This is a genomic window from Oerskovia paurometabola (assembly GCF_016907365.1).
Lineage (GTDB): Bacteria > Actinomycetota > Actinomycetes > Actinomycetales > Cellulomonadaceae > Oerskovia > Oerskovia paurometabola.
Genome location: NZ_JAFBBV010000001.1, coordinates 1,248,376 through 1,273,769 on the forward strand (window position 1 = coordinate 1,248,376; position 25,394 = coordinate 1,273,769).

The 25,394-nt window shown below is 69.2% G+C and carries 17 protein-coding genes and 1 tRNA gene; 16 read left to right on the forward strand and 2 right to left on the reverse strand.

Going from position 1 to position 25,394, the window contains the following annotated elements; all coding sequences use genetic code 11:
- Positions 1-16: 16 nt before the first annotated feature.
- Positions 17-1,663, reverse strand: coding sequence for an AbgT family transporter (locus tag JOD48_RS05585; RefSeq protein WP_191791558.1), 1,647 nt, complete (start codon positions 1,661-1,663; stop codon positions 17-19).
- A 363-nt stretch (positions 1,664-2,026) separates the two neighbouring features.
- Here JOD48_RS05585 and JOD48_RS05590 point away from each other — a divergent pair.
- The 6 genes from JOD48_RS05590 (at position 2,027) to JOD48_RS05615 (ending at position 7,155) form a co-directional block, all read left to right on the forward strand.
- A tRNA-Trp gene (locus JOD48_RS05590) sits at positions 2,027-2,099 on the forward strand.
- A gap of 104 nt (positions 2,100-2,203) precedes the next feature.
- Positions 2,204-2,479, forward strand: coding sequence for a preprotein translocase subunit SecE (secE, locus tag JOD48_RS05595; RefSeq protein WP_191791556.1), 276 nt, complete (start codon positions 2,204-2,206; stop codon positions 2,477-2,479).
- 126 nt (positions 2,480-2,605) lie between these two features.
- The gene (nusG, locus tag JOD48_RS05600) at positions 2,606-3,421 is read left to right on the forward strand and encodes a transcription termination/antitermination protein NusG (RefSeq protein ID WP_191791555.1); all 816 of its coding nucleotides are present in this window, start codon (positions 2,606-2,608) and stop codon (positions 3,419-3,421) included.
- A gap of 73 nt (positions 3,422-3,494) precedes the next feature.
- Positions 3,495-3,926, forward strand: a complete 432-nt coding sequence (rplK, locus tag JOD48_RS05605) for a 50S ribosomal protein L11 (RefSeq protein ID WP_030151954.1) — start codon at positions 3,495-3,497, stop codon at positions 3,924-3,926.
- A gap of 154 nt (positions 3,927-4,080) precedes the next feature.
- Entirely contained in the window at positions 4,081-4,797 is a 717-nt protein-coding gene (rplA, locus tag JOD48_RS05610) for a 50S ribosomal protein L1 (RefSeq protein WP_191791553.1), read from the forward strand.
- 315 nt (positions 4,798-5,112) lie between these two features.
- Positions 5,113-7,155, forward strand: coding sequence for an alkaline phosphatase family protein (locus JOD48_RS05615; RefSeq protein WP_204807990.1), 2,043 nt, complete (start codon positions 5,113-5,115; stop codon positions 7,153-7,155).
- Between the two features lie 141 nt (positions 7,156-7,296).
- On the opposite strand, the gene JOD48_RS05620 is transcribed toward JOD48_RS05615, so the two are convergent.
- Complete coding sequence (locus JOD48_RS05620; RefSeq protein WP_204807992.1) at positions 7,297-8,694, reverse strand: glycosyl hydrolase family 18 protein; 1,398 nt, start codon at positions 8,692-8,694, stop codon at positions 7,297-7,299.
- 477 nt (positions 8,695-9,171) lie between these two features.
- Between JOD48_RS05620 and JOD48_RS05625 the strand changes: the two genes are divergently transcribed.
- From JOD48_RS05625 to rpsG, 10 genes are all read left to right on the forward strand, one after another.
- Complete coding sequence (locus JOD48_RS05625; RefSeq protein ID WP_204807994.1) at positions 9,172-9,816, forward strand: RNA polymerase sigma factor; 645 nt, start codon at positions 9,172-9,174, stop codon at positions 9,814-9,816.
- A complete protein-coding gene (locus tag JOD48_RS05630) occupies positions 9,813-10,310 on the forward strand; it encodes a carboxypeptidase-like regulatory domain-containing protein (RefSeq protein ID WP_204807996.1) in 498 nt (165 codons plus the stop codon). Before JOD48_RS05625 ends, JOD48_RS05630 begins: the two co-directional genes overlap by 4 nt.
- A gap of 238 nt (positions 10,311-10,548) precedes the next feature.
- Entirely contained in the window at positions 10,549-12,195 is a 1,647-nt protein-coding gene (locus tag JOD48_RS05635) for a S8/S53 family peptidase (RefSeq protein WP_204807998.1), read from the forward strand.
- Positions 12,196-12,204: 9 nt separating this feature from the next.
- Positions 12,205-14,775, forward strand: a complete 2,571-nt coding sequence (locus JOD48_RS20105; RefSeq protein WP_204808000.1) for a CHAT domain-containing protein — start codon at positions 12,205-12,207, stop codon at positions 14,773-14,775.
- A 341-nt stretch (positions 14,776-15,116) separates the two neighbouring features.
- Positions 15,117-15,644, forward strand: coding sequence for a 50S ribosomal protein L10 (rplJ, locus tag JOD48_RS05645; RefSeq protein WP_191791537.1), 528 nt, complete (start codon positions 15,117-15,119; stop codon positions 15,642-15,644).
- A 108-nt stretch (positions 15,645-15,752) separates the two neighbouring features.
- Positions 15,753-16,136, forward strand: coding sequence for a 50S ribosomal protein L7/L12 (gene rplL, locus JOD48_RS05650; RefSeq protein ID WP_030151946.1), 384 nt, complete (start codon positions 15,753-15,755; stop codon positions 16,134-16,136).
- A gap of 474 nt (positions 16,137-16,610) precedes the next feature.
- Positions 16,611-20,135, forward strand: a complete 3,525-nt coding sequence (gene rpoB, locus JOD48_RS05655; RefSeq protein WP_191791536.1) for a DNA-directed RNA polymerase subunit beta — start codon at positions 16,611-16,613, stop codon at positions 20,133-20,135.
- Between the two features lie 126 nt (positions 20,136-20,261).
- Positions 20,262-24,131 carry a DNA-directed RNA polymerase subunit beta' gene (locus JOD48_RS05660; RefSeq protein ID WP_191791534.1) on the forward strand — a complete coding sequence of 1,290 codons (3,870 nt, stop codon included), beginning with the start codon at positions 20,262-20,264 and terminating at the stop codon, positions 24,129-24,131.
- Between the two features lie 391 nt (positions 24,132-24,522).
- Positions 24,523-24,897 (forward strand): 30S ribosomal protein S12, encoded by a 375-nt coding sequence (gene rpsL / locus JOD48_RS05665; protein ID WP_030151943.1) that lies wholly within the window; start codon positions 24,523-24,525, stop codon positions 24,895-24,897.
- Complete coding sequence (rpsG, locus tag JOD48_RS05670) at positions 24,897-25,367, forward strand: 30S ribosomal protein S7 (protein ID WP_030151942.1); 471 nt, start codon at positions 24,897-24,899, stop codon at positions 25,365-25,367. Before rpsL ends, rpsG begins: the two co-directional genes overlap by 1 nt.
- Positions 25,368-25,394: the final 27 nt, after the last annotated feature.

Here is a 25,394-nt window from a genome sequence, read left to right on the forward strand (position 1 = left end):
CGTCGGGCCCCGTGCCTCACTGCAGGTAGATCTCCGCGCCCGGGCCGAGCGGCAGGCCCAGGAGGTACCAGCCGACCAGCAGGGCGGTCCACACGAGCAGCAGCGCGACCGTGTAGGGCAGCATGAGCGAGATGATCGAGCCCACGCCGACCTTCTTGCGATAGCGCTCGGCGAAGATGACGATGAGCGCGAAGTACGGCATGAGCGGCGTGGCCACGTTGATGGGGGAGTCGCCCACGCGGTAGGCCGCGACCGCGAGGTCGGGCGAGATGCCGAGCTGGATGAACAGCGGCACGAAGATCGGGGCGAAGATGGCCCACTTGGGCACGACCCCGCCGATGAAGATGTCGATCACGGCCGTCATCGCGATGAGCCCGATGATGAGGGGGACCGTCCCGAGGTTCGCCTGCTCCAGGGCGTCGGCCATGTTGACGGCCGCGACCGTGCCCAGGTTGGAGTAGTTGAAGTAGGCGATGAACTGGCTGATGATCAGCAGCAGGAAGATCAGCCCGGACAGGCCCGCGATGGTCTTCGTCATGGGGTTGATGACGTCCATGCTGTTCGTGATCGTCCCCGCGCCCTTGCCGTAGCACAGGCCCATGACGAAGAAGTAGATCAGGATCAGGAAGATGATGCTGCCCATGAGGGGCGAGCCCTCGATCAGGCTGCCGGTCTCAGGGTTGCGCAACGGTCCCCAGGACGGGAGCGTCAGCAGCAGCACGAGCGCCGTGACCCCGAGCAGACCGAACCCGGACCACCGCAGGCCGCGCTTCTCCGCGGCGGTCAGCTCGCCCGAGGGAGCCGGGGCGGCGCCGCCGCCGGAGTCGTGGTCGTCCGCCGCGGGAGCCTCGTCCTCGCGGTAGGTGCCCAGTCGTGGCTCGACGAACTTCTCGGTCACGAGCGTCGCGACCAAGGTCACCACGATGGTCGAGACGATCGCGAAGTAGAGGTTGCCCGTGATCGAGACGTGCTGCGCGGGGTCCGCGATCGACTCGTTGGTGATCTCGGCGAGCATGCCGTCGATCGGGGTGATGAGCAGGTTCACGCCGAAACCGCCGCCCACGCCCGCGAACGCCGCCGCCAGGCCCGCGAGCGGATGTCGGCCGAGCGTGTGGAACACCGCGGCCGCCAGCGGGATGAGGACCAGGTAGCCCGCGTCGGTCGCGATCGAGGACAGCACGCCGAGGAACACCACGATGAGCGTGATGAAGCGCGCCGGCGTGACCTTGACGAGGCGCTTGATGAAGGCGCCGATCAGCCCGACCTCCTCGGCGAGCCCTACGCCGATCATGGCGACCACGATCACCCCGACCACGCCGAATCCGTTGAAGTTCTCGACGGGCGACGTGAAGATGAACCGGATCCCGTCGGCGCTCAGGAGCGACTCGACCGAGACCGTGACCTGCTCGACCTGCGGGTCCTCGCTCTGGTACGGCGCGTCGCCGACGAGCTCCTCGCCGCTCGGCTCGACCTGCTCGGCGACCTGGGCCTGGTCGAACGTGACCGAGGTCCCTGCGAGGTAGAAAGCGTGCGAGAGCAGGATGATCAGGGCGATGAGCCCCAGGAAGATGATGGCGGGGTGCGGGACCTTGTTCCCGACCCGCTCGATCCCGTCGAGCATGCGCTCGAGGGGCGTACGGCGTACGACCGTGGCATCCGACATGTCGGCCTCTCGTCCCGATCGGTCCGCGCTCGTGCGCGAGGACTCGGGGCAAGTATGGCGAGGAGATCGTGTGAAGGCTCGGTGAACCGGGAGGGCCTGCTGCCGATCCAGGGAGGAACCTGCGGTGAGGGTCGGCCGTCCTCTACCCTGGTCGTGAAGGAAGATCGCCGTGCGCTCGCCGGGGCTCGCGCCCGGTCCCGCCGTCCGGCGGGCCCCGAGCGGGTTCGGCCCGGTGTCGGGCGGGGCGCGACAGAGCCGGTTCGACCACGGCGCTCGGTTCGCGTACAGTATTCCTTCGGTGGCAGGTGTCCACCCGATGTTCTCTGCCTCCACGGCAGGTTCTCGGGGTGACGCCGATCACGAAGGGCAGTGGCGCAATTGGTAGCGCAGCGGTCTCCAAAACCGCAGGTTGCAGGTTCGAGCCCTGTCTGCCCTGCAAGGCGTCGTCCCTCCCGGGGCGTGCGCGTAGTCCGGTAACGGGTTACACCACGAGAGGTCAGCATCGGTTTCGGTTTCAACGTCACGTAGTGGGGATGAACAGTGAGCGAATCGCCATCAGAGGCGCTGGGTGCTGAAGGCGTGCGCGCCGGCGGTGACAAGAAGAAGGGCGACGCGACGAAGGGCAACATCTTCTCGCGTATCGCGCTCTTCGTCCGTCAGGTGATCGCGGAGCTCAAGAAGGTCGTCACCCCCACTCGTTCCGAGCTGATCACCTACACCACCGTCGTCCTCGTCTTCGTGGCCGTGGTCATGGCGTTCGTGACGGTGCTCGACTACGGGATCGGCAAGGCCGTCCTGTGGGTCTTCGGGGGCTGATCCCCGGAGGGCGCCCCGTGCCGCGAGGTTCTCGCGGCACCGGAGCAGTTCGCGCCCGGAGCGTATGGACCGGTCCCGGTCCCGTCAGTTGCATGTTCGTGTAGTCAGCAGAAAGCAGGTTCGTTCGTGTCCCAGGAGTCGCTGGACCAGGCGGAGAACGTCGATCCCACCGAGCCCGTCGCCGAAGGCGCCGAGGCCGAGCTCGACGCGCCCGAGGCTGCCATCGACGAGGTCGAGGCGGACGCGGAGGCGCAGGACGCCCCGGACACCGAGGTGGAGGACGAGGAGTCGGCCGAGGCTGACGACGAGTCCCGCGTCGACGAGGACGGCGACGTCCTCGACGACCTCGACCCCGTCGAGGAGTTCAAGAAGGACCTGCGCACCAAGCCTGGTGACTGGTTCGTCATCCACTCCTACGCGGGCTACGAGAACCGTGTGAAGGCCAACCTGGAGAACCGCATCCAGAGCCTGAACATGGAGGACTTCATCTTCCAGATCGAGGTCCCCATGGAAGAGGTCGCGGAGATCAAGAACGCGCAGAAGAAGATCGTCCGTCGCGTCCGTATCCCCGGCTACGTCCTGGTGCGCATGGACCTGACCGACGAGTCGTGGGGCGCGGTGCGCCACACGCCCGGTGTCACCGGCTTCGTGGGGCACACCCACCAGCCCGTGCCGCTGACGCACGACGAGGTCTTCTCCATGCTGGCCCCGACGATCGAGCCCAAGGCCGAGGCCGGCAAGCCTGCCGCGACCGCCAAGGCGCCGTTCGAGGTCGACTTCCAGGTCGGCGAGTCGGTCACCGTCACCGACGGTCCGTTCGACACGCTCCCCGCGACGATCTCCGAGATCAACGCCGAGGGCCAGAAGCTCAAGGTCCTCGTCTCCATCTTCGGCCGGGAGACCCCGGTCGAGCTGTCGTTCAACCAGGTCGCCAAGATCTGACCCTGCTCGACAGCACCTGCAACCGGGTCATCGCCCACGGCGTCGGCCCAGACACAGAAAGCACGGAACACTCATGCCTCCCAAGAAGAAGGTCTCTGGGCTGATCAAGCTCCAGATCCAGGCCGGTGCCGCAACTCCCGCCCCGCCGATCGGCCCCGCGCTCGGTCAGCACGGCGTCAACATCATGGAGTTCTGCAAGGCCTACAACGCGGCGACCGAGTCGCAGCGCGGCAACGTCATCCCCGTGGAGATCACGGTCTACGAGGACCGTTCCTTCACCTTCATCACGAAGACGCCGCCGGCCGCCGAGCTCATCAAGAAGGCCGCTGGCGTCGACAAGGGTTCGCCCACGCCGCACACGGTCAAGGTCGCGAAGCTGACCTCTGCGCAGGTGCGCGAGATCGCTCAGACCAAGCTCGAGGACCTCAACGCGAACGACCTCGACGCAGCGACGCTCATCATCGCGGGCACCGCCCGTTCGATGGGCATCACCGTCGAGGGCTGAGCTCCACCCCCTCCGGACCGGTCCTGACCGGTCCTTCGGTCGGCCTCCTGGCCGGCCAGTCATGAATCATCAGGTCCCGGCGGGTTCGCCCGCCGGGACAGTGGCAGGGTCCGCGCGGACCCGTAGACCACGACTGCTCGAGAAGGAGAAGCAGATGGCAACGCGCAGCAAGGCGTACCGCGCCGCAGCGGAGAAGATCGACCACGACGAGCTCTACTCCCCGCTCCAGGCCGTCCGCCTGGCGAAGGAGACCTCGCCCACCAAGTACGACGCGACCGTCGAGGTCGCCTTCCGTCTCGGTGTCGACCCCCGCAAGGCGGACCAGATGGTTCGTGGCACGGTCAACCTCCCCCACGGCACGGGCAAGACCGCTCGCGTCCTGGTCTTCGCGAACGGCGAGAAGGCGGAGCAGGCTCGTGCGGCCGGCGCCGACATCGTCGGTGGCGACGAGCTCATCGAGAAGGTGGCCGCTGGCTTCACGGACTTCGACTCCGCTGTCGCGACCCCGGACCTCATGGGCAAGGTCGGTCGTCTCGGTAAGGTCCTGGGCCCCCGTGGTCTGATGCCGAACCCGAAGACCGGCACCGTCACGATGGACGTCGCGAAGGCCGTCGAGGACATCAAGGGTGGAAAGATCGAGTTCCGCGTCGACAAGCACGCGAACCTCCACTTCATCATCGGCAAGGTCTCGTTCGACGAGAAGGCGCTCGTGGAGAACTACGCCGCAGCGATCGAAGAGGTCTTGCGTCTGAAGCCGTCCTCCTCGAAGGGCCGCTACATCACCAAGGCGACGCTCTCGACCACGATGGGCCCCGGCATCCCCCTGGACCAGTCCAAGGTCTCGAAGCTTCTCGAGGACGACGCGGCCTGATCGCCTCGTTCTTCAAGCCCGACGGCGTCCCTCCCCTTCACGGGGAGGGGCGCCGTCGGGCTTTTGTCGTCCTGAGGCCCGGCGCGTGGCCGGCCGTGGTGCCGCGGCCTGACGTAGAGCCGTTATGCCCGGTTCGTTCCTGTGGTGACGCGATCTGCAGCCCGCCGGCCGGAGACGTTCACTGTCTCGATCGTCCCGGTTCATCACCGGTCTGCTTGGCGCCGTCAGAGTGATGCCTGTCTGGACAAGTGAGTCTCGCGACGCCGTCCGGACATCACATCCATGACGTGCACCATGACGACTGAAGGGTTGGACATGCGCAAGATCGCACACCTGGCACTCGCCGGGAGCCTGGCGGCGGGGACGCTCCTCGTGCCAGCGGCCGCGTTCGCGGCCGAGGGAGACGCCCCCGTCCTGCAGGGAACTCGTACGGACAAGACGCTCGTGATCGGCCTGGACGGCGCACGGCTCGACAAGATCGAGGCCGCCTCGACCCCGAACCTCCACGCGCTCATGCAGCGCGGGACGTACGGGCACAGCCTCCTGTACGCCACGAGCGACGCCGCGGAGGTGAGCCAGCGCGGGGCCCAGACGGTGTCCGGCGCGGGATGGTCGACGATCCTCACGGGCGTGTGGACGGACAAGCACAACGTCCGGGACAACTCGTTCACGGGCAAGAACTACGCGCAGTACCCCAGCTTCCTCGACCGTCTCGAGCAGGTCGACCCGAGCATCGCGACCTTCGCGGCCTCGACCTGGGCACCGATCACGTCGTCGGCGAGCAACGGGGACATCGTCTCGGCCGGGATCGACCTGCGTCTCGCGACAGGCTCGGACGTCAAGACCGAGCAGGCCGCGGTCACGTACCTCGGGACGCAGAACCCGGACGTGAGCTTCATCCACCTCGACGACATCGACGGCGCGGGCCACAGCCACGGCGCTGACGCCGCGCAGTACACGGCCGAGCTCGAGGTCCAGGACGCCCGCATCGGGCGGGTCCTCGCCGCGATCGAGGCCCGCCCCCACCGGGCGGCCGAGACCTGGAACGTCATCGTGACGGCCGACCACGGGCACCTTCCCTCGGGTGGCCACGGCGGCCGGGCCCAGACCGAGCGCGCGACGTTCGTCATCGCGGCCGGAGACGGCGTCGAGGCGCGAGGACGGCAGGAGAACCTCGCCATCACGGACATCGCTCCGACGGTCATGCGGCAGGCGGGCGTCGCGGTGGACCCCGCGTGGGGCCTCGACGGCACCCCGATCGGCGACGACGTCACGGACGACTTCGACAGCCTGCGCCCCGCGCTCTCGCCACGCGTCGACGAGACGGGCGTCCCCGCCGGGACGCTCGGCTTCACGACCACGCCGCCGTCCGGCTGGAGCGTGGACAACTCGGCCATGCCGTCAGGTGGTGTGACCGAGTGGCGCGGCTGGTCGTTCACGACACAGACGTTCTGGTCCGCGGCGGAGCCGGGTCAGGCGCGCGAGAACTTCACGCGCGGACGTGACGTGATCGCGGTCGCGGACTCCGACGAGTGGGACGACAAGAGCCACGGCGCGGGAAAGTTCGACTCGACGCTCGTGACGCCGGCGTACTCGGTGGCGGGCAAGGAGCAGGCCGTGCTGAGCTTCGAGCACTCCTACCGTCACGACCGCGTGCAGGTCGCCGAAGTGCTCGTGAGCTTCGACGGAGGTGCACCGGTCCAGGTGGCGGCGTTCCCTGCGAGCGACAACGGGCAGCGCACGATCGTGACGGAGGTCCCGGCCGGGACGAGGACCGCGCAGTACCGGTTCCACTACAGCGGGACGAACGACTGGTTCTGGGCCCTGGACCAGGTGCGTTTCGCGGCGCAGGGCGGGACCGACCCTGCCGGCTCGGAGGGCGTCGCGCTCCAGGCGGTCGTCGAGGAGCCCGTCGTCGAGGGCAGGCTCTCGATGACGGTGGCGAGCGACGGCGCGCCCGTGACGCTCGAAGGCGGCCTCGACGGTGACCACCTGACCTACACCGCGGCCCTGCCCGTGGTGAGCGTCTCCGACACCCGCCTCGAGGCCGCGGGGTGGGCCGTGTCCGGGCAGTCGACCGCGTTCTCCACGGGGACGACGACGTTCGGTGCCGAGCAGCTCGGCTGGACGCCTCGCCTGGTGCTGGGCAAGCCGGGCGTCGTCGTCGGTCAGCGCGTGTCCTCGGTGCTGAGCGGGGGAGCGGGGCTGTCGGTCCCGCAGACCCTCGCCGGTGCCGACGCGATCGGTCGCAAGGGCACGTCCGACGTCACGGCCGACCTCGCTCTCGAGCTGCCGGCCGACACGGCGCCGGGTGCGTACGGCGCGACGCTGACGATGTCGCTCTTCCCCGTGGACTGAGCGGGGGCGTGAGCGGCCTGGTTCGCGGGCAGGACTCCGCGGACAGCACCGAGCCGCTCGGTCCGCCACTCCCTGGGCGGGGTGGAGAACCGAGCGGCTCGGGTCGTACGAGGGGGGTCGTCGGCCTCCCGTGGAGGGGCCTCAGCAGGCGCCGAGGTCCTTCCACACGCCCCAGTCGCTGGGGGCCGGAGCGTCGCCGCGGGTCCACCACTTGGCCTGCCACGTGCGGCCGTTGTGGGAGACGGTGTTGCCGCCCGTGTAGATGGTCGTCGCGCTCCAGGGGGCGGCCGCGCAGGTGGCGCCCGTGGTGCCGCCGGTCGTCCCGCCGGTGGTGCCGCCGGTCGTCCCGCCGGTGGTGCCGCCGGTGGTGCCGCCGGTCGTCCCGCCGGTGGTGCCGCCGGTGGTGCCGCCGGTCGTCCCGCCGGTGGTCCCGCCGGTGGTGCCGCCGGTCGTCCCGCCCGTCGTCCCGCCGGTGGATCCACCACCGGAGCCCGTGCCGAGGCGCGCACCGACGGCCGTCGCGAACGCGTAGTTGTTCTTCTTGTCCCAGTTGATCGACCAGGTCATGACGCCGCCGATCTTCCCGTAGGGCGTCGCGGGCTTGAAGGCGCCGCAGTTCGTCCCGGTCTCGAGGCAGTCGACGGCCTTGATGACGTTCGCGACGGGCTGGTAGCCGCCACCCGCCGCGGCCTGGACGGCGGGGACGCCGATGCCGACCTGGTCGGGGCGCAGGCCCATCTGGAGCTGGATGCAGCTCAGCGCGGTGAGGAAGTCGACGCTGCCCTGGCTGTAGACCTGCTGGTTGCAGCCCATCATCGCGCCCGAGTTGTAGTACTGGGTGTTGACGATCGTCAGGATGTCCTTGATCGCGAGCGTGAGCTGGTAGTAGCCCATCGAGGTGGCCTGGTAGTCGATGGTCTGGGGGGCCATCGCGATGATGAGGTTCGGGCCGGCCTTGGCCGAGAGCTGATGCAGCGCGCTCGACATGTACGTGGCGTTGATGCCGTGCTCGAGGTCGATGTCGACGCCGTCGAAGCCGTACTCCTGCATGAGGGCGTACGCGGTGTCGGCGAAGTTCTTCGCCTCGGTCGCGTTGGAGACGATGACGTTCCCCTTCTCGCCACCGACCGACAGGATGACCTTGCGGCCCTGTGCCCGGATCGCCGCGACGTCGGCCTTGAACTGGGGCACGGTGTACCCGTTCAGCTCGGCGGTCGAGAGGTTGAACGTGATGCCGCCGGGCGTGCCGGTCAGGTTGTCGGCGAACGCGACGGCGACCAGGTTGTAGGCGGGCGGGATGTCGCTCAACGGCATGACGACCGAGCCGTTGTTGAAGTTGTGCCAGTAGCCCGTGAGCCACTGGTGGCCCGGCGCGGCGGCGGCCGCGACGGTCGTGGGCTGCGCCGCGGGCTGCGGGGCGGCCTGGGCGCTCGTGCCGGCGAGCGCGAGGCCGCCGAGGGCGACCGTGGCCGCGGTCAGTGCCGCGAGCAGGCGGGCCGGGCGGCGGGCGCCGTCGGCGGTGTGGCGATGGGTTCTCACGTGGTGCTCCTCTTGCAGGGGTCCGGGACGTCGTCGTCTCACCGGGACCGTCCGAGTGGTCCGATCTGGGTCGGCCATGCCGACGCTACGTGAGCCGCGTCACGCCTGTGATGAGGGGTTCCACCACTTTCTGGCCGCGAGCGGTACGGGGATCCCCCTACGGGTCGCGTACCCGTACACGCGAGGCCCCGCGTCCCGACGACGTCGCTCGGGTCGCGGGGAGCAGGTCACCGAGGCCGTCCAGGGTGAACCTCGAGAAGCGTCTCGCGAGCATGTATCAAACGCGCCGCCGGTCCCTCTCTCCCGGCAGGAAGCGGTCCGGTGCTCCACCGGCCCGGTGCGTCGAGCGTGCGTGAGCACGAGCTGGAGGGAGGTCCTGCCGTGGCAGAAATGCTTGTCCCACCTGGGCAGACGCCTCTAGAATCGGGTTCCCCCGAATCACCCGCGCACGACCGAGAGCAAACGGCGCACCCAGCCATGACACGGATCACCGAGGACGTCCCGGAAGTCGACGAGCCGGAGGTGAGCCTCGGAGATCGCGCCGCGGCCGCCCTGCTCGACTACCGAGAGGGCAAGCACCAGGCACTGGCCGACTTCGTGCGAGAGGCCACCCCGTTGCTGTGGCACACGGTCAGGGCCCAGGGAGTCGTCCGCGAGCAGGCCGACGACATCGTCCAGAACACCTGGATGGCCCTCGTGCGCAACGCTCACACCATCCAGGAACCGCACGCCGTGCTCAAGTGGCTCCTGGTGACCGCCAAGCGCGGGGCCTGGGAGGCCGTCCGCAAGCAGCGGGACGACCAGAAGCGCCGGACCGAGCTGCCCGACGACATGCTCGAGGGGCCCACGGGAACCCTGCCCTCTTCCGACCCCACCCCTGAGGCCCAGGTCCTCGACGTGGAGCGCGACCGCCACCTGTGGCGCGCTGTCCTCCAGCTGCCGGAGCGCTGTCAGCAGCTCCTCCGGCTGATCTCGTTGGCGGACCGACCCGACTACAAGTACATCTCGAGCGCCATCGGCATGCCGGTGGGCAGCATCGGGTCCAACCGTGGGCGGTGCTTGGCAAAGCTCCGCGACATCATCGAGAGCGAGCAGGGGGACAGGACATGGGAAACACCATGAGCGCACCGTTGGGGTACAGCCCCGAGGAACCGCTGGACGCCGTAGACCTCGAGATCCTGGCGGATCTCGCCCGCATCCACGCGACGCTCGACCCGGTACCCGACGGGCTCGTCGAGCGGTCGCTGTTCGCCATCACGCTCGCAGGCCTGGAGGCCGAGGTCATGGAGCTCGAGTACGTCCGCGTGCCGGAGATGTCCGTCCGGGGCGAGGCGCCGCCGGTCGAGGCGCGCACCATCACCTTCACGGCCGAGTCCCTGACCGTCATGATCACGCTGTCCGCTCGTGACGACGGTCGGATCCGGATCGACGGCTGGGCCGCGCCGGCCGCAGAGCTGACGGTCGAGCTGCACCGACCGGACGGGATGGTCTCGACCGTCGCCGACGAGGACGGCCGGTTCGTCTTCGACGCCGTCGGGCCTGGTCCTGCCAGTCTGCTGCTCCGCGCCCCCGGCCGCGACGGCGACGCCGTGACGACGCCGATCATCGAGCTGTAGTCGTACGGCTCGTCGCTCTCGCCTCGCAACGCCGGGCCGATCGACCCGACGGTAGTCCCTTTCGTGCATTGGAGCACCGATGAGTGAGACCCCTGATCAGTCGGCCACGCCGCCGGTACCACCGGGAGGGCGGCCTTTCGGTGACCGGCCGAACCGGCTGCAGTGGCGGACGCGGACGCTCGACCCGATCACCGCACCGCGGCGGGCCGGGCAGTCCTCCCCTCACCCCACGTGGTACGTGGGGGACCGGGTCCTGGTCCCCGAGTCACCGGACGACCTGACCGGCAACCGCTCCTTGCGCTGGCTCGAGGAGGCCGCGGCGAGGTTCGACCTGACGGTCGAGGTCGAGGAGGCCAGCAGGAGCGACGCGGAGCTCATCACCCGGGCAGGGCTCGACCCTGAGACGACGCGCGACCTGCGACGCGTCTTCGGGCTGTCGGCGCGCCTGCGGCAGAAGGGCGGCAGCGAGGGCGAGCTCCCCGATGCCTGGAAGGTCATCGAGAAGCTCGGCGGGCGCCTGTGCCCCGACGACAGGTGCAGCCCGCGGGTGGGGCTCGACCACATGATCGCGCCGTCGGCAGGACCGGCCATCGGCGGCCAGCCCTACACCCAGCCCTTCCCGTACACCCAGCCTTTCCCGTACACCCAACCCTTCCCGTACACGCAGCCCTTTCCCTACACGCAGCCCTTCCCGTACACCCAGCCCTTCCCCGTCACGGGGACCGCCGAGTACGCGAACCCTGGCTCGGGGGGCCGGACGCCCGTGAACTGGGTCGGCCCCGTCCCCGCACGACGCCTCGCCGTCGGTGCCGACGACTTCACGGCGGCAGACGGTACCCGCCGCCCCGTCGTGGCGGTCCTGGACACCGGCGTGGGTGCGCACCCCTGGTTCGACGCCGCCCCGGAGTCCCGCGGGACGATCGTCGTGCGGGACCCCGAGCTCCTCGGCGAGCCGTTGTCCGTCCTCCCGGAGACGGAGTACGACTACGAGGACCCCGAGATCGGGGGTGTGTCGATCTCTCCCTTGACCGGACCGCTGGACCCGGTCGCGGGGCACGGCACGTTCATCGCCGGTCTCGTCCACCAGAAGTGCCCCGACGCGGTCATCCTGGCCCCCCGTCTCTACGGCGGCGCCGGAGTCATCCCCGAGCGGGACCTCCTGCGCTCTCTGCGTCGGGTACTTCTCTGGCACGTGCTGGGCCTCGTCGGACGGGACGGCTACGCCCCGATCGACGTCCTGGTCCTCTCCCTCGGGTACTACCACGAGCGACCGGAGGACGCGGACTTCGACGCTCCCTTCGGCACCGTTCTGAGGGCGCTCCGGCGCTACGGGGTGCTGGTCGTCGTCTCGTCCGGGAACGACGGACAGACCAGGCCGAGCTACCCCGCGGCGTTCGCACCGCGGATCGACCGCCGCCAGACGCCGCCCGTACCTCTCCCGGGCGTCTCGCTCTCGCGGGACGAGCCGCCGGTGCTCACGGTCGGGGCGCAGAACCCGGACGGGACGACCGCGCTGTTCAGCAACGACGGGCCGTGGGTCACGTGCGTGCGTCCCGGGTCGGCTCTCGTGTCCACGGCACCGACGACGATGGACGGTGCGGTGGCGCCCAGCCGGTGGCTCAAGGAGCTCTGGTCGGAGGGCAACCGGGCCACGATCGACCCCGAAGGGTTCCAGGGCGGGTTCGCGAGCTGGAGCGGTACGTCGTTCGCCGCGCCGGTGCTGGCAGGCGAGCTCGCGTCGTACCTGCTGGACGACTCGGCGGCCGACCCGACGTCGCCGAGCGACGTGGTACCGGGTGAAGGAGCCCCAGGACGCTGCGCATGGCTGTGGCAGTCCATTACCCTGGCCACTGGACTGGTCCCCACGGCGGTGACCGCGGAATGAGGTGACGGGGTGGCGCGCAGCGGTGGCCGGACCCTGCGCGCACGCCTCGAGTTCGCGTCGGCGACCAACGCGCGGGGCCGTCATGCTCGGGCCGCGCAGCTCTTCCGCTCCGTCCTGGCGGATCTCGAGGGGGCGGCCTTCGCCGACGACCCGGACAACAGCTATGCCCACGTCCGTGCGCTGATCGGTCTGGCGATCTCCAGGTTCGAGCACGAGGGCGACGTCGATCGTTCGCTCGAGCTGCTCGAAGAGGCCCAGGTGTGGGTCGAGGCCCACGGGCCCGAGGACCTGCAGCTCGTGGTCGGCGGGCAGCGTGGCCTGCTCAGGTTGCGCACCGGCCGGGTCGTCGAGGCGGTCGAGGAGATGGACGCCGCGGCTCGGTTCATCGACGTGGCGAGGCCGCTCGACGCCGCCGTCCTCCTCCTCAACCGAGGTTCGTTGCACCTCGAGCTGGGCAACCTCGATCGCGCCGAGGCCGACCTCGCCGAAGTGGTTCGTCGCGCGGAGGCGATGGGGGACACGTTGCTCGCGTCCAAGGCGCAGCACAACCTCGGTTACGCCAAGTACCTCGGGGGGGACCTGCCGACCGCCCTGCGTGCCATGGAAGAGGCCGAGCGCGGCGCGCCGGACCGTCACGCCTCGGTCGGCCTGATCGACAAGTCGCAGGTTCTCCTCGAGGCGGGACTGCTCTCCGACGCGGACGCGACGCTCGCCGAGGCGCGCGAGCACCTCGCCCGGAACCGGATGGTCAGGGACGTCGCCGAGGTCGAGCTCCTGCGTGCGCAGTGCCTCGTGGGACTTCGCCGCTACACCGAGGCGCAGCGGCAGGCGCGCGCGGCCGCGGCGCGGTTCGACCGGATCGGCAACGACCCCTGGGCCGCCCGTGCTCGGGTGGCCGAGCTTCAGGCGCGGCTGGCCGAGGACCGCTCGACGGGCGTCTCGGTGGGCATGGCGCGCCGTCGGGCCGCCCGTGCGCTCGCTCTCGCGGACGTGGGTGCTGCGCTCGGTGAGGCCGGTGGACGTGGGGTGACCGTCCCTGCGCAGCTTCTCGCCGCCGAGTGGCTCCTCGCGGCGAAGGACCCGACGCGTGCGCGCGAGATCCTCTCGCACGTCCCGGGCCACCTCGGGCGTGTGGCGCTGCCGTTGCGACTGCAGCACCAGGCCGTCGCGGCCCAGCTCGCGTTCGACACCGGGGACCGCGCTGCCGCGCTCCGTGCGGTGCGCAAGGGTCAGCGCATGCTGGCGGAGCACCGCGAGGGGCTGGGGTCGGTCGACGCCGTGACGGCCTCCGCGGTCCACGGGGTACGTCTGGGGCACGTGGACGTGGCCGCGGCGCTCCGGACGGGGCGCGCCTCGGCGCTGCTCGACGCCGTGGAGCGTGGGCGCGCGACCGTCGCAGGCAGCGGCAGGGTCGTACCGCCGTCCGACGCCGAGTCCGCCGATCTCCTCACGCGTGCGCGCCAGGAGATCGAGTCGGCCAGGCTCCTGGGGGCCAACCCGTCGGGTGAACGTCTCGAACGCCGTCGTGCGCACCTCAACGAGGCCCGACGCCTGCAGGAGGCCGCACGGCGTCGAGCCTGGCAGGACGGCGGGGGAGCGGCGACGCCGACCGCCGTCACCGCGCGCCGCCTGCGCCGCGCCCTGTCGACGGCGAGCCCGTCGACGGTCGTCGCGAACTTCGTCGTCGCGGACGAGGCGCTGCGCGTCCTGCGTGCGGACGCCTCGGGGCTGAGCATGATCCGGCTGGCCTCCATGGCGGAGGTCGGCGAGCGTATCCGGCGCACGCGCGCGGACCTCGACGTCCTGTCGAACGCCCTGATCCCGGCGCCCATGCGGGCCGCCGCCCGGGCGTCGCTCGACCGGAGCCTGGCGTGGCTGGACCGTGAGGTCCTCGCGCCGATCGACGCGCAGGGCGACCTGCACATCGCCGCGCGGGACCTGCTCCTCGCGGTGCCGTGGTCCTCGCTGCCCTCACGTGCAGGACGTCGGACCTGGGTCAACTCGTGGATCGATCTGCAGGAGGCGGCGGTCGACCAGACCAAGCCGGACGTCGTGGTCGTCGCCGGACCGGGGCTGCGGGCCGCCGTGACCGAGGCGGAGGCGGTCGCGCAGACGTGGGATCGTGCGACCGTCCTCTCCGGCGAGGAGGCCACGTGCTCGGCCACGGTCGAGAAGCTGCCGTCCGCGGCGGTCGTCCACCTCGCGACCCACGGACGGCACGAGACCGACAACCCGTTGTTCTCCTCGCTGCGGCTCGCGGACGGCCCGCTGTTCGCGCACGAGCTGGACGGCGTGGACCTCCGTGGGGCCGTGGTCGTCCTCTCGGCCTGCGAGGCGGGTCTGTCGACGGTCCGGATCGGTGGTGAACCCCTCGGGCTCACGAGCGTCCTGCTCCGGCTCGGGGCAGCGGCCGTGGTCTCGAGCGTGGCGCCCTTGCGGGACGACGTCGCCGCGCGCGTCATGCCCGAGTTCCACGGCCGGCTGCGCTCCGGGGCCACGCCGGGGGACGCCCTCGCGACCGCGATCGCGCACGAGGACGAGCCCGTGCCCCTCGTCTGCTTCGGGCCCCTCGCGGTCTGAGGCGGGCGGCCCGGGCGGCGGCGCACCACCGCGCGCCGCCGGACTGCGCGTGCTGCGCGCCGCCGTCGGACCGGATTTGGAGCACGCGCCCGCGTCACGTACCCTGGTCCAGTACCCAAGACCGCCGGTCGTACCGTCCTGCCCGCTGACTCGTCAGCTGCAGTCCGGACCGAAGTCCCGCAGAAGTGCGGAGGCCAGCGCAGGTGAGAGTTCACGGAGCGGGCGAGAGCCTGCACTTCGAGCCCCGCGCCTGCGCGGGGCTCTTCTCGTCTCCGCAGGACCTCACCCCCCAGGGCCCCCGCCCTGCGGAGACCGGTGGCACCACCACCGGAAGGATTGCCATGGCGAGGCCGGACAAGGCAGCCGCAGTCGCAGAGCTCACGGAGAACTTCCGCGAGTCGAACGCGGCCGTGCTGACCGAGTACCGCGGGCTCACCGTCGCGCAGCTCAAGCAGCTGCGTCGGTCGCTCAGCGGCAACGCAACCTACGCCGTGGTGAAGAACACGCTGACCGCCATCGCGGCCAAGGAAGCCGGCATCGAGATCGACGCCGACTTCAAGGGCCCCTCGGCCATCGCCTTCGTGACCGGTGACCCGGTCGAGGCGGCCAAGGGCCTGCGTGACTTCGCCAAGGCGAACCCCGCACTGGTCATCAAGGGCGGTGTCCTCGACGGGCGCTCCCTGACCGCTGCGGAGATCACCAAGCTCGCGGACCTCGAGTCCCGCGAGGTCCTGCTGGCCAAGCTGGCCGGCGCGTTCAAGCAGCCGCTCTACCAGGCGGCATACCTGTTCAACGCGCCCGCTTCGCAGGCCGTCCGCACCATCGATGCCCTGCGCCTCAAGCAGGAATCGGAGAGCGCTGCCGCCTGATCCTCGTCTGAGGATCGCGCAGCACGCACACACCCCCTCTGCTTCCAGCAGGGCTCTGTGGATCGTTGACAGGGCCGCTGCCGAGCACCAACCGAAAGGACCGCCATCATGGCGAAGCTCAGCACCGAAGAGCTCATCGAGCAGTTCAAGGGCCTCTCCCTCATCGAGCTCTCCGAGTTCGTGAAGGCGTTCGAGGACGCTTTCGAGGTCACCGCGGCCGCTCCGGCCGCCGTCGCCGTCGCAGGCCCCGCGGCCGCTGCCGCCGAGGAGGTCGAGGAGAAGACGGAGTTCGACGTCATCCTCGAGGCTGCCGGCGACAAGAAGATCCAGGTCATCAAGGAGGTGCGTGCCCTCACGAGCCTCGGCCTGAAGGAGGCCAAGGACCTCGTTGACGGCGCCCCCAAGCCCGTCCTGGAGAACGTCGCCAAGGACGCTGCTGACAAGGCCAAGGCTGCCCTCGAGGGCGCCGGCGCAACCGTCACCGTCAAGTGATCACTGCCCCTCGGGGCGGTATCGCATGACAGGTCGCCTCGCGCGACCTGACAGGTAGCACAGGCGACGAGGCCCGTATCCCTTCGGGGGTGCGGGCCTCTCGTCGCCTCTTCGTCTTCCGGCCCGACGCCGGAGCCCGCCTTCCACGGGAAGGTGCGGGCGCCGTCGGGCAGGGAGTCTCTTCGTGTTCTTGGGCGGCATATGGCGGCCACCGAGAAGATGTCCTCACCGGCCCGGTGGGGGAGTGCAGTGGCGTGACGACGGTCTTGACAGGCCGTGATTTCGCGTCGCTGGACACGCTTGACTGGGCCGGGTATGCTAGCGCTTTGCGCTCGCGTGTGCCCTCGGCACCCTCTGTACTGCCCGGACCGTCTTCGGTGTGCGTCCATCGTGCACCACGGCAGCCTCAGGGGGAAGAGGTCCTCCAGCCACGCAGCGTACAGCGTGCAATCGATCTGCAGGGAAGGACCCCTCTTGGCTGCCTCGCGCACCCCTTCTGCTCCGTCCGCCGACGCTATCGCGAACCGCACCGCTTCCCGGCGCGTATCTTTCGCCAAGATCTACGAGCCTCTCGAGGTGCCCGACCTGCTCGGGCTCCAGACCGAGAGCTTCGACTGGCTGCTGGGCAACCCGGCGTGGCGCGCACGCGTCGACGCCGCGGCCGCCGCCGGTCGCCAGGACGTCCCCGCGACGTCGGGTCTCGAGGAGATCTTCGAGGAGATCTCCCCGATCGAGGACTTCGGCTCCTCCATGTCTCTCTCCTTCTCCAACCACCGCTTCGAGCCCCCGAAGTACACGGCCGAGGAGTGCAAGGAGAAGGACTTCACCTTCGCCGCGCCGCTCTTCGTCACCGCGGAGTTCGTGAACTACAACACCGGTGAGATCAAGAGCCAGACGGTCTTCATGGGCGACTTCCCGCTCATGACCGCACGCGGCACCTTCATCATCAACGGCACCGAGCGCGTCGTCGTCTCGCAGCTCGTCCGTTCGCCCGGTGTGTACTTCGAGCGCCAGGCCGACAAGACCAGCGACAAGGACATCTACTCCGCGAAGATCATCCCGTCGCGCGGTGCGTGGCTGGAGTTCGAGATCGACAAGCGTGACGCCGTCGGCGTGCGCGTCGACCGCAAGCGCAAGCAGTCCGTCACCGTGCTGCTCAAGGCCCTCGGCCTGACCGAGTCGCAGATCCGCGAGGAGTTCGCGGACTTCCCGTCGGTGCTCGACACGCTCGAGAAGGACCACGTCCACACCGAGGAAGAGGCGCTCGTCGACCTCTACCGCAAGATCCGTCCGGGCGAGCCGCCCACGGTCGAGGCCGGTCGCTCGCTCCTCGAGAACTTCTACTTCAACCCCAAGCGCTACGACTTCGCAAAGGTCGGCCGCTACAAGGCGAACAAGAAGCTCGGCGTCGACGCGCCGCTCGGCGACTCCACGCTGTCCGTCACGGACATCGTCGCGACGATCAAGTACCTCGCCGCCCTGCACGCCGAGGTCACGACCCTGCCCGGCACGCGTGCCGGCGAGCCCGTCGAGATCCGCGTCGAGACCGACGACATCGACCACTTCGGCAACCGTCGTATCCGCGCCGTGGGTGAGCTCATCCAGAACCAGGTCCGCACGGGCCTGTCCCGTATGGAGCGCGTCGTGCGCGAGCGCATGACGACCCAGGACGTCGAGGCGATCACGCCCCAGACCCTGATCAACATCCGCCCCGTGGTGGCGTCGATCAAGGAGTTCTTCGGCACCTCGCAGCTGTCGCAGTTCATGGACCAGAACAACCCGCTCGCCGGCCTGACGCACAAGCGTCGTCTGTCCGCGCTGGGCCCGGGCGGTCTGTCCCGTGACCGCGCCGGCATGGAGGTCCGTGACGTCCACCCGTCGCACTACGGCCGCATGTGCCCCATCGAGACCCCTGAAGGCCCGAACATCGGTCTGATCGGCTCGCTCGCCTCCTACGGCCGGATCAACCCGTTCGGGTTCATCGAGACGCCGTACCGCAAGGTCGAGAAGGGCCAGGTCTCCGACGAGGTCGTCTACCTGACGGCCGACGACGAGGACCGCTACGTGATCGCCCAGGCGAACACCGAGCTCAACGCCGACGGTTCGTTCCGCGCCGAGCGCGTCCTGGTCCGCACCAAGGGTGGCGAGACGGCTGACGTCCTCGGCACCGAGGTCGACTACATGGACGTCTCGCCGCGCCAGATGGTGTCGGTCGCGACCGCCCTCATCCCGTTCCTCGAGCACGACGACGCGAACCGCGCGCTCATGGGTGCCAACATGCAGCGTCAGGCCGTGCCCCTGGTCCGTTCCGAGGCCCCGCTCGTGGGCACCGGCATGGAGCGTCGTGCAGCCATCGACGCCGGTGACGTCATCGTCGCCACCAAGCCCGGTGTCGTGACCGAGGTCTCCGCTGACCTGATCGTCGTCGCGAACGACGACGCGACCACGACGAGCTACCGCGCGGCGAAGTTCCGTCGCTCGAACCAGGGCACGTCGTACAACCAGCGCGTCGTCGTCGACGAGGGTGCTCGTGTCGAGGTCGGCTCCGTGCTGGCCGACGGCCCCGCGACCGACGAGGGCGAGCTCTCGCTCGGCCGCAACCTGCTCGTCGCGTTCATGTCCTGGGAAGGCCACAACTACGAGGACGCGATCATCCTGTCGCAGCGCCTCGTGCAGGACGACGTCCTGTCCTCGATCCACATCGAGGAGCACGAGGTCGACGCCCGCGACACGAAGCTCGGCCCCGAGGAGATCACGCGGGACATCCCGAACGTCTCCGAGGACGTCCTGGCGGACCTCGACGAGCGCGGTGTCATCCGCATCGGTGCCGAGGTCGGCGCAGGCGACGTGCTCGTCGGCAAGGTCACGCCCAAGGGCGAGACCGAGCTGACCCCGGAGGAGCGCCTCCTGCGCGCCATCTTCGGCGAGAAGGCCCGCGAGGTCCGCGACACGTCGCTCAAGGTTCCCCACGGCGAGTCCGGCACCGTCATCGGCGTCCGCGAGTTCAACCGCGAGGACGGCGACGAGCTGCCCGCCGGCGTGAACCAGCTGGTCCGCGTGTACATCGCGCAGCGACGCAAGATCACGGACGGCGACAAGCTCGCCGGGCGTCACGGCAACAAGGGTGTCATCTCGAAGATCCTCCCCGTCGAGGACATGCCCTTCCTCGAGGACGGCACCCCCGTGGACGTCATCCTCAACCCGCTGGGTGTCCCCGGTCGTATGAACGTCGGCCAGGTCCTCGAGACCCACCTCGGGTGGGTCGCGAAGCAGGGCTGGGACATCTCGCAGACCGACGGCGCAGCCGGCGAGGGCGACCTGTCCTGGAAGGAGCACGTCCCCGCGGTCGCTGCTTCGTCCGAGCCCGGTCGCCCCGTGGCGACGCCGGTGTTCGACGGGCTCGAGGAGGAGGCCCTCACGGGTCTGCTCTCCACGACGCTCCCGAACCGTGACGGCAACCGCATGGTCGGCCGCGACGGCAAGGCACGTCTGTTCGACGGCCGCTCCGGCGAGCCGTTCCCGGAGCCGGTCTCCGTGGGCTACATGTACATCCTGAAGCTCCACCACCTGGTGGACGACAAGATCCACGCCCGCTCGACCGGTCCGTACTCGATGATCACGCAGCAGCCGCTGGGTGGTAAGGCGCAGTTCGGTGGACAGCGTTTCGGCGAGATGGAGGTGTGGGCGCTCGAGGCATACGGCGCGGCGTACACCCTCCAGGAGCTGCTGACGATCAAGTCCGACGACGTCCCGGGCCGCGTGAAGGTCTACGAGGCGATCGTCAAGGGCGAGAACATCCCCGACTCGGGCATCCCGGAGTCCTTCAAGGTCCTCCTGAAGGAGATGCAGTCGCTGTGCCTGAACGTCGAGGTGCTCTCGAGCGACGGTGTCTCCATCGAGATGCGTGAGTCCGACGACGACGTGTACCGCGCTGCCGAGGAGCTCGGCATCGACCTGTCGCGTCGCCCCAACGCAGCATCCACGATCGACGAGATCTGATCTCGGAAGCGGTGGGGGCGTCCCTGGACGGACGCCCCCACCGCCACCCGACACTCTGTAGCACCTCCACCGCGCCGGCCGGGACGAACCCCGGACAGGCCGGCAGACGAAGGAAGTAGGACCACCTTGCTCGACGTCAATGTCTTCGACGAGCTGCGTATCGGACTGGCCACGGCAGACGACATCCGTGACTGGTCTCACGGCGAGGTCAAGAAGCCTGAGACCATCAACTACCGCACCCTCAAGCCCGAGAAGGACGGACTCTTCTGCGAGAAGATCTTCGGCCCCACCCGGGACTGGGAGTGCTACTGCGGCAAGTACAAGCGCGTGCGCTTCAAGGGCATCATCTGCGAGCGCTGCGGCGTCGAGGTGACGCGCTCGAAGGTGCGCCGTGAGCGCATGGGCCACATCGAGCTCGCCGCCCCTGTCACGCACATCTGGTTCTTCAAGGGTGTGCCCTCCCGCCTCGGTTACCTCCTCGACCTGGCACCGAAGGACCTCGAGAAGGTCATCTACTTCGCCGCCTACATGATCACCTCGGTCGACGTCGAGGGCCGTCAGGAAGACCTCCCCAACCTCCAGAACGAGATCGACCTGGAGAAGAAGGAGATCACGGACCGTCGCGACAACGACATCAACACCCGTGCCCAGAAGCTCGAGGCCGACCTGGCCGCGCTCGAGGCCGAAGGCGCTCGCGCCGACGCCCGCCGCAAGGTCCGCGACTCGGCCGAGCGTGAGATGGCGGCGATCCGCAAGCGGTCCGACGCCGAGCTCGACCGCCTGGACCAGGTCTGGGACCGCTTCAAGAACCTCAAGGTCGCCGACCTCGAGGGCGACGAGATGCTCTACCGCGCCCTCCAGGACCGCTACGGCAACTACTTCGAGGGCTCGATGGGCGCCGCGGCGATCCAGAAGCGTCTCCAGGACTTCGACCTGGTCGCCGAGGCGGAGCTCCTGCGCGAGATCATCCGCAGCGGCAAGGGCCAGAAGAAGACCCGTGCGCTCAAGCGCCTCAAGGTCGTCAACGCGTTCCTGACCACCACCAACTCGCCCACGGGCATGGTGCTGGACGCCGTCCCGGTCATCCCGCCGGACCTGCGCCCCATGGTGCAGCTCGACGGTGGCCGCTTCGCGACCTCGGACCTGAACGACCTGTACCGCCGCGTGATCAACCGGAACAACCGCCTCAAGCGTCTTCTCGACCTGGGCGCCCCGGAGATCATCGTCAACAACGAGAAGCGCATGCTGCAGGAAGCTGTGGACTCGCTCTTCGACAACGGCCGTCGTGGTCGCCCGGTCACGGGCCCCGGCAACCGTCCGCTGAAGTCGATCTCCGACATGCTCAAGGGCAAGCAGGGTCGTTTCCGTCAGAACCTGCTCGGCAAGCGTGTCGACTACTCGGGCCGTTCGGTCATCGTGGTCGGCCCGCAGCTCAAGCTGCACCAGTGCGGTCTGCCTAAGCAGATGGCCCTCGAGCTCTTCAAGCCGTTCGTGATGAAGCGCCTCGTGGACCTCAACCACGCGCAGAACATCAAGAGCGCCAAGCGCATGGTCGAGCGTGCTCGCCCGGTCGTGTGGGACGTCCTCGAAGAGGTCATCACCGAGCACCCCGTGCTGCTCAACCGTGCACCGACGCTGCACCGTCTCGGCATCCAGGCCTTCGAGCCCCAGCTGGTCGAGGGCAAGGCCATCCACCTGCACCCGCTCGTGTGCGCCGCGTTCAACGCGGACTTCGACGGTGACCAGATGGCCGTGCACCTGCCGCTGTCGGCCGAGGCCCAGGCCGAGGCACGCATCCTCATGCTCTCGAGCAACAACATCCTGAAGCCGTCGGACGGCCGTCCGGTCACCATGCCCTCGCAGGACATGATCATCGGTCTGTACCACCTGACGAACGACAAGAAGGATGCCAAGGGTGCGGGGCGCGCGTTCAGCTCGGTCGCCGAGGCCATCATGGCCTTCGACGCCGGCTCGCTGGACCTGAACGCCGAGGTCAGCATCCGCATGGACGGGCTGGTCTTCGCCGAGGGAGAGGCCCCCGAGGGCTTCGTCCCGGGGGAGCCGTTCGTCTTCGCCACGACGCTCGGCCGTGCGCTCTTCAACGAGACGCTGCCGGTCAGCTACGGCTACGTGAACGGCATCGTCGACAAGAAGAAGCTCTCGACGATCGTCAACGAGCTCGCCGAGACCTACCCCAAGGTCGAGGTCGCTGCCTCGCTCGACGCTCTCAAGGAGGCCGGTTTCCGCTGGGCCACCCGTTCGGGTGTCACCATCGCCATCTCCGACGTCGCGACCCCCGCGGCGAAGGCGGCGATCCTGGAGGAGCACGAGGCTCGTGCTCTGAAGGTGCAGCAGGAGTACGACCGCGGTCTGATCACCGACGACGAGCGTCGCCAGGAGCTCATCGAGATCTGGACGCAGGCCACCGACAAGGTCGCGACCGCGATGCGTGCGAGCTTCCCCGAGCGCAACACCGTCTACACGATGGTCGGCTCGGGTGCTCGTGGTAACTGGATGCAGGTCCGTCAGATCGCCGGTATGCGCGGCCTCGTGGCGAACCCGAAGGGTGAGATCATCCCTCGCCCGATCAAGTCCAACTACCGCGAGGGCCTCTCGGTCCTCGAGTACTTCATCGCGACGCACGGTGCCCGCAAGGGCCTCGCCGACACCGCACTGCGCACCGCCGACTCGGGCTACCTGACCCGTCGTCTGGTCGACGTGTCGCAGGACGTCATCGTCCGCGAGGAGGACTGCGGCACCGAGCGCGGCCTGACGCTGCCCGTGGGCGAGAAGATCGGCGACCGTCTGGTCCGTCACGACAAGGTCGAGACGAGCATCTACTCGCGCACCCTCGCCTCCGACGTGGAGGACGCGGACGGCCACGTCATCGCCAAGGCGGGGGACGACGCCGGTGACCTGGTCATCGACGCCCTGCTCGCGGCCGGGATCGACACGGTCAAGGTCCGCTCGGTCCTGACCTGCGAGTCCCGCGTCGGCACGTGCGCCAAGTGCTACGGCCGCTCGCTGGCCACCGGCAAGCTCGTCGACATCGGCGAGGCCGTCGGCATCATCGCGGCCCAGTCGATCGGTGAGCCCGGCACGCAGCTGACGATGCGTACCTTCCACACCGGTGGTGTGGCCTCCGCGGACGACATCACGCAGGGTCTGCCCCGTGTGACCGAGCTCTTCGAGGCACGTACCCCGAAGGGTGAGGGCCCCATCGCGGAGTTCTCGGGTCGCATCACGATCGACGAGGCGGAGCGCACGCGCCGCATCGTCCTGACCCCCGACGACGGCTCCGAGGAGCTCGCCTACCCGGTGACGAAGCGTTCGCGCCTCCTCGTCAGCGACGGCGACCACGTCGAGGTCGGCACCCAGCTGGTCCAGGGCGCCGTCGACCCGAAGAAGGTCCTGCGCATCCTCGGCCCTCGCGCCACCCAGAAGCACCTGGTGGACGAGGTCCAGGAGGTCTACCGCTCCCAGGGCGTGGACATCCACGACAAGCACATCGAGGTCATCGTGCGGCAGATGCTGCGTCGCGTGACCGTGCTGGACTCGGGCGACTCGCAGCTCCTCCCGGGCGAGCTCGCCGAGCGTGGGCGTTTCGAGGACGCCAACCGTCGCGCGGTGTCGGAGGGTGGCCAGCCGGCCTCCGGCCGTCCCGAGCTGATGGGTATCACGAAGGCGTCGCTCGCGACCGACTCGTGGCTGTCGGCGGCCTCCTTCCAGGAGACCACGCGCGTCCTCACCGAGGCGGCGATGAGCGGTCGTCGTGACCCGCTCCTCGGCCTCAAGGAGAACGTCATCCTCGGTAAGCTCATCCCGGCCGGTACGGGCCTGCCCCGCTACCGCAACGTCGAGGTCGAGCCCACCGAGCAGGCCAAGACGGAGCTCTACCCGAGCTTCGGCTACGACGAGATCGACTTCCAGGGGCTCGGCATGGGCTCCGGCGAGGCGATCCCGCTCGAGGACCTGGACTTCGGCGACTACCGCTGACCCCGGCGTCGTGGCCCTGCGACCCTGCGTCGTCGGGCCACGACGAGCCGAGTAGCACAGGGGGTGGTCCCAGCGCGCAGGACGCGCCGGGATCACCCCCTGTCTCTTTGACTACCTGCCACGTGGCAGGTAACGTAGTAGACCGTGCCCGCGCCGTCGTGCACGCTGTGTCGTTTCCAGCGTGCCGATGTGAGTGCGCGAGCATTCCGGTGACTGAGCTCTTCGGACGATCCTCGGATCGTCCGCGAGCCCAGCCCGGACCATCGAGCCGGTGGTACGTGGCGATTGCGACGCTCTGCGTCGCAGGTGCCGTTTGCCGTCGGCGCCCACAGCCCGTTGAGACCACCGCCGGGGATCACCCCGGTCCAGCTCGAGAAGACACGGAGACGTAGTGCCTACGATCCAGCAGCTCGTCCGCAAGGGGCGGACCTCGAAGGCAGGGAAGTCCAAGACTCCCGCCCTCAAGGGTTCCCCGCAGCGGCGTGGTGTGTGCACGCGTGTGTACACCACCACCCCCAAGAAGCCGAACTCCGCACTGCGCAAGGTCGCACGCGTGAAGCTCTCGTCCCAGATCGAGGTCACCGCGTACATCCCCGGTGTCGGCCACAACCTCCAGGAGCACTCCATCGTGCTCGTCCGCGGCGGTCGTGTGAAGGACCTCCCCGGTGTCCGCTACAAGATCGTCCGTGGCGCACTCGACACCCAGGGCGTCAAGAACCGCAAGCAGGCTCGCAGCCGCTACGGTGCCAAGAAGGAGAAGAGCTAATGCCTCGTAAGGGCCCCGCCCCGAAGCGGCCGCTCATCGTCGACCCTGTCTACGGTTCCCCGGTCGTCACCCAGCTCATCAACAAGGTCCTCCTGGACGGCAAGAAGTCGACCGCCGAGGCGATCGTCTACGGTGCCCTCGAGGGTGTCCGCGCGAAGACCGACGGTGACCCCGTCGTCGTCCTCAAGCGTGCTCTCGAGAACGTGCGCCCGGCCCTCGAGGTCCGTTCGCGCCGTGTCGGTGGCGCGACCTACCAGGTCCCCGTCGAGGTGCGCCCCACGCGTTCCACGACGCTCGCGCTGCGCTGGCTCACGGACTACTCGCGCGCTCGTCGCGAGAAGACCATGACCGAGCGCCTCATGAACGAGATCCTCGACGCGAGCAACGGCCTCGGTGCCGCGGTCAAGCGTCGTGAGGACATGCACAAGATGGCCGAGTCCAACAAGGCCTTCGCGCACTACCGCTGGTAGTCCGCCCGACCGGCCCTGGGGGTTCAC